Origin of the sequence: Mesorhizobium sp. M7A.F.Ca.CA.001.08.2.1 (assembly GCF_003998455.1) — a bacterium.
GTDB classification, from domain to species: Bacteria; Pseudomonadota; Alphaproteobacteria; order Rhizobiales; family Rhizobiaceae; genus Mesorhizobium; species Mesorhizobium ciceri.
On sequence record NZ_RZPW01000474.1, the window covers coordinates 1 to 4,967 of the forward strand.

6 protein-coding genes are annotated in these 4,967 nt (G+C 62.9%); 1 reads left to right on the plus strand and 5 read right to left on the minus strand.

Annotated features, from left to right (window positions below; all coding sequences use genetic code 11):
* The coding region (locus EN914_RS24040; protein WP_127389311.1) for a LysR substrate-binding domain-containing protein at nucleotides 1-624 on the plus strand (624 nt) is incomplete at its 5' end.
* An 18-nt stretch (nucleotides 625-642) separates the two neighbouring features.
* Here the strand turns inward: EN914_RS24040 and EN914_RS24045 are convergent.
* The 5 genes from EN914_RS24045 to EN914_RS24065 all read right to left on the minus strand — a co-directional run.
* A complete protein-coding gene (locus EN914_RS24045) occupies nucleotides 643-903 on the minus strand; it encodes a DUF3303 domain-containing protein (protein ID WP_244514281.1) in 261 nt (86 codons plus the stop codon).
* 31 nt (nucleotides 904-934) lie between these two features.
* Nucleotides 935-2,398, minus strand: a complete 1,464-nt coding sequence (locus tag EN914_RS24050; protein WP_024503061.1) for a RimK family protein — start codon at nucleotides 2,396-2,398, stop codon at nucleotides 935-937.
* Complete coding sequence (locus EN914_RS24055; RefSeq protein WP_013532575.1) at nucleotides 2,395-3,501, minus strand: peptidase C39 family protein; 1,107 nt, start codon at nucleotides 3,499-3,501, stop codon at nucleotides 2,395-2,397. The genes EN914_RS24050 and EN914_RS24055 overlap by 4 nt, the downstream gene beginning before the upstream one ends.
* A 309-nt stretch (nucleotides 3,502-3,810) precedes the next feature.
* Nucleotides 3,811-4,599, minus strand: coding sequence for an anti-sigma factor (locus EN914_RS24060; protein ID WP_024503062.1), 789 nt, complete (start codon nucleotides 4,597-4,599; stop codon nucleotides 3,811-3,813).
* Nucleotides 4,596-4,967, minus strand: a 372-nt coding sequence (locus EN914_RS24065) for an RNA polymerase sigma factor (protein WP_164778877.1), incomplete at its 5' end; no start/stop codon positions are given. The genes EN914_RS24060 and EN914_RS24065, both read right to left, overlap by 4 nt.

Here is a 4,967-nt window from a genome sequence, read left to right on the forward strand (position 1 = left end):
GTGTCGGTGCCGCCATCCATGGCCATGGGTTGGCTTTCGCAGCGTCTCACTGGTTTTGTCTCAAGCCATGGCGCCGTCGACATATCGCTCAGAGGCGAGGATGACCCGGTGCCGTTCGACCGTGAGTTGATCGACATCAGGCTCACTTATGGGCCGCATTATCGCGAGCACCCGACCGAGGATATCGTCCAGGACGCGGTCTATCCCGTGTGTGCACCCGGGCTGGCCGACACGATCAAACCCGAAGGCCTCGCCAGCCTGCCGCTTATCCATACCGGCTGGGGACCGACCGGTGCGTCCTTTCCGTCGTGGCACAACTGGTTCGAGGCGGCCGGCATCGAACCCGGCCGGGCAGCGCAGCGCGGGCTCTCGGCCAACTCGTCGCGCGCGGCACTCGACCTTGCCATTTCGGGATTGGGCGTGGCGCTGGCGCAAGGGATCTACTGTGCCGAGGCGCTGGAGGACGGCCTACTTGTCAGGCCCCTCGCCCAGATGGTCGAGCTGCGCCAGCCCTATTGCCTGACGATCCCGGAGCGCAGCGCCAGACGCGATGTCGTGGACGCGTTTCGCCAGTGGCTGATCGACGAGTGCCGGCGCGCAGTCGGCTCGCCGGCACTGCGTTGACGTGACACGCGGCAATGGTCAGAGGTGCCCGCTCAATGCCTCAGCCATGTCCTTGTTTGTCGCCACGGGGATGATCTCGAATTCCACCAGATCCGCCCATTCGATGACCCAACGCTGCAGCAGCGTGACGTCATCGGCCTCCACCAGCAGGAAGCAGCGGCTCATGTCCGCCGCGATCCAGCTGTGGTGGACGAGCAGCTCGTCCGGTTTCAGGCGGCCGCGGTCGCGAAAGCGGCGATAGATCTCCTTGCGATCACAGCCGGTGAAGTCCTCGATCACGATAAATTGCATGTCCTACCCCCCGATCAAATTACCGCCCCGGCCGGTCCAATCGCTCCAGGAACCACTGCGTCAGCCGCACCCAGACCTCGTCCTTCTCACCGGAATCCTCCCAGCCATGGTCGAGGTTGGGATTGTCATTCACCTCGATGACGAAGACGCCGTCCTTGGTCTCCTTGAGGTCGACGCCATAGAGCCCGTCGCCGATGCAGCGCGCCGCCTTCACTGCCGTCTCGACGACATGCGCCGGCGTTTCCTTCAGCGTGAAGGTCTTGATGCCGCCCTGGTCGGGCTTGCCGTTGGCCTTGTGGTTGACGATCTGCCAGTGCTTCTTGGCCATCAGATAGTGCACGGCAAACAGCGGCTGGCCGCCGAGCACGCCGACACGCCAGTCACATTCGGTCGGAATGAATTTCTGCGCGATCAGAAGGTCGGAATCCTCCAGCCATTCGGTGGCGAGCGTCTTCAGTTCCTCGACGTTGGCGCATTTCTTGACGCCGCGCGAGAACGACGAATCCGGGATCTTCAGCACCAGCGGAAAGCCCAGCGTCTGCGCCGCCAGTTCGAGATCCGAGGTGCCGGCGATCATCACCGTCGGCGGCACCGGCACCTTGTTGTAGGCCATCAGCTCGTTGAGATAGACCTTGTTGGTGCAGCGGATCATCGACAGCGGATCGTCGATCACCGGCATGCCTTCCTGCTGGGCGCGGCGGGCGAAACGATAGGTGTGGTTGGAGATCGAGGTGGTCTCGCGGATGAACAGCGCGTCGTAATTGGCGAGCTTGGCCAGGTCGCGCTTGGTGATCGGCTCGATTTCGACGCCCATCTTCTCGGCGATCTTGGCCCAATAGCGCAGCGACGAGATCTCCGAGGGCGGCAATTCCTCATGCGGGTCGACCAGCGTGGCGAAGGTATAGCGCGCCGGCGTGCGGCCCTTGGTGTCGCGCCACTCCCGGTTGGTGTAGGTTTCCAGGCACTGGATGAAGCTTTTTTCCTCGTCCTCGGTCATCCGCGCCAATGGATGAAAGCCGATCTTGCGGATCGAGGCCCATTCGGCGCTGTCCTTGATGTGGACTTCGAGCGCCGGTGCGCGGAACCAATCGAACAACAGCTTGGCGAAACGGTCCCAGATTTTCGACGGCCCGATGCCGAAGAAGATGCAGACCTTTTGCGGAAAGGCGCCACCAAGATCCTTGCGGCATTTGTTGAGCGCCAGTTCCAGTTCCGGCAGCGCGTGCTCATAGAGCTTGCGTTCCGACAGGTCGATCATCGTCTCGACGGTCGGGATCACCTTGTGGCCGCGCGAGCTTGCCAGCAGCGATGCATAGTAGCCGCGGCTCTGGTAGGCGTAATTGTTCGACAGGTTGATGACCTTCGGCCGCTGGCCGCGAAACAATGACGGATGCGCGAGATAGTCGCGGTTGGTGATGATCTTGTGCGGTGTCGCCACCTGGTCGAGATCGCTCTGCCTGCCGGTAAGGATGACCCAGGTCATTGTCTGTCACGCTTTCCCAGAGTGATGGCGGCCCGCAGTCCATCGCGACCGAACTGCGCCATGTTCATGAAGATGCCGTAAGGCACGGGAATGTTGGCTGCATCAAGGATGGTCTCCTGCCTTTCATCCTCGACCCAAGGGTCGTGGATCAGGATATGGTCGCCGTCATCGCCGATCGCCAGCACCCAGTGCGGCACCTTCTTGCCGAACATCAGGAAGCCGCTGATCAGCACCAGCACCAGCTTTCCCCCAGCGATCGCAGCGCGGATATCGTCGATTGTGAATGCACGGTAATTCACCGGGATGCCGTAAAGTTCCGCGCGTCGGCGAAAGTCGACCTGCGCCAGTTCCATTACCCTGCGCTTGTCCTCGCTGCGCACCGATTGCAGGAACAGCGCGCCATAGAAGGAGACGTAGATCTCCACCGCGAGCCCGCTCTCGTAGCCCGAGACAGCGAGGCCGAACGGCTCGCAACCGCCGGGACCCGACATCATGAAGACGGTCGTCGCTTCACGCCACAGGCGGATTTCCATGACCGGATCCGGCACGAAGCCGCGATCGAAATTGGCCATCGCCATCATCAGGCAGCACGGACCGCAGGTGAATTCGCAGGTCTGCGGGTAGAACGGCACCTTGGTGGCGATCGGAATGTCGCCACGCAAGGTTTTTTCGTAGCGAAGTGCCGTTTCGCCATCCTCATAGTAGCCGGGCTCACGCCCGATCTTGCGATAACCGGCCCGTTCGTAGATGCGGATCGCGCGGCTGTTGTCTTCGCGAACTTCGAGACGCAGCATCATGCGGTCGTGCTCGAAGGCGGCATCTTCGGCGGATCCGAGCAGGATGCGGCCGACACCCAGCCCGCCGAAAAACGGACTGGTCGCAATCGAGTAGAGGCGCGCCACGCCGCTGCCTTTGCGAAACAGCACGATCGCATAACCGGCCACGCGGCCGTCGACTTCGGCGACCAGCGTCTCGGCGGTTTCACGCTCGATGAACAGTCGGAAGGAGCGGCGGGAAATACGGTCGCTTGAGAAAACAGCTTTCTCGATGGCGGCGAGATCATCGACGTCAGACGCGCGGGCCGTGCGGATCTCGGCAGGCATGCGGCTTCAGAAAACCTCGATTGGTGGTGGAAATGGCCCTACTCGAACACGTCCTTGACGCCAACCAGGGCGTTGGGAAAACCGGCGTCCACCTGGGCGCACGAAGTCCGCTCCACCACCTTGAATCTTCGCCTCGTTTTTCCAAAAACCGTTTCCGATTTTCGGGGCGATGCGACGGCATTCATCAAGCGCTATCGCACCTCGATTAGGGCCGAATTGTGACAAATCCGACGCCGATCCGACGGGCGCAAAGGTCCTTCGGCCGGATCGGCATTCGCGGATCGACGGCACCGGCAAAAGCGGTGCCGTTCAGCTTGCCAGCCCGTTTACAAGTTGCGTGTAGGCGTTCCTGGCGACCTCGTTCAGCCGCTCGCGCGGCAAGGAGCCGACGACGGCGCAGCCATAGCCCTTGTCCAGCCAGTAGACGGCCTCGGGTCCGTCTTGCGTGGCGGCGTAGGTGCCCTTGGCATTCTCCGTCGATTCCGTGGTGACGAACAGCGATATACGCTGCCCATTGCCGTCCTCGTAAAGCAGCATGGCGGCCTTGCTCTCGCCTGCCGGAAGCAACCGGCCGCCGACCAACTGGAAACCGTTCGCGGTCAAGTCGGGTGCCACCAGCTTCAACCCTACCCGGTTGGACAGCCAGGTCTGCAGATGGTCCTTGTCGCTGGCCGGAACCTCGACGGCATGCCGCTTTTCGGCGGCATAGATGACATGGGCCGCGATTGCCTGCTCGGCCAGCCGATCTTCCGCCGGGTCCTCCTGGCCGATGCCGTCGACGCCGGCAAGGTAGCCACCAAGCCCGCCGGCGGCGACCAGCAACACGGCAGCGGCAAGCCACCAGCGCGAGCGTGGCACAGCTGCCTTGACCGGCGCCTCGCCAAGCACGACCTTGCGCAACCGCGCAGGCACGGCTTCGTCCAGCACCCCGGCGAAGGCGGCACGCAGCGCCGTCCGGTCGGCGGTGAAACGGGCGCTCCTGGCCTTCATCTCGGGATTGGCGTCGAGCCAGGCGTCGTAAGCGGCGCGCTCGTCTGCAGGCAGCTCGCCATCGAGCGCCATGTGGATGTCCCGTTCGGAAAAGTCGCGGCGGATCATTTCTCGACGATCCTTATCGCGCGGCGACGCGCCGTATCGTCCAGCAACCCACGCAATTCCTCACGCCCGCGCGCAATGCGCGACATCAGCGTGCCAGCGGGGACGCCCAGAATGTTGGCGGCTTCGGCATAGGAAAAACCTTCGATGGCAACCATGACAAGAGCTGCGCGTCGATCGGGGCTGATCGCCTGCAACGCGTCGATGATCTCGCGCGAGGCGATACTCTCCACCTGCTCTGCCGGCTGGGCAACGGCCTCGCCCGCCTCCAGCGGCAACATCGCCGCCTCGCCGCGGCGGTTCACCTTGCGCATCTGGTCGATGAACAAATGATGCATGATCGTAAACAGCCACCTCCGGGGGCTTTCTCC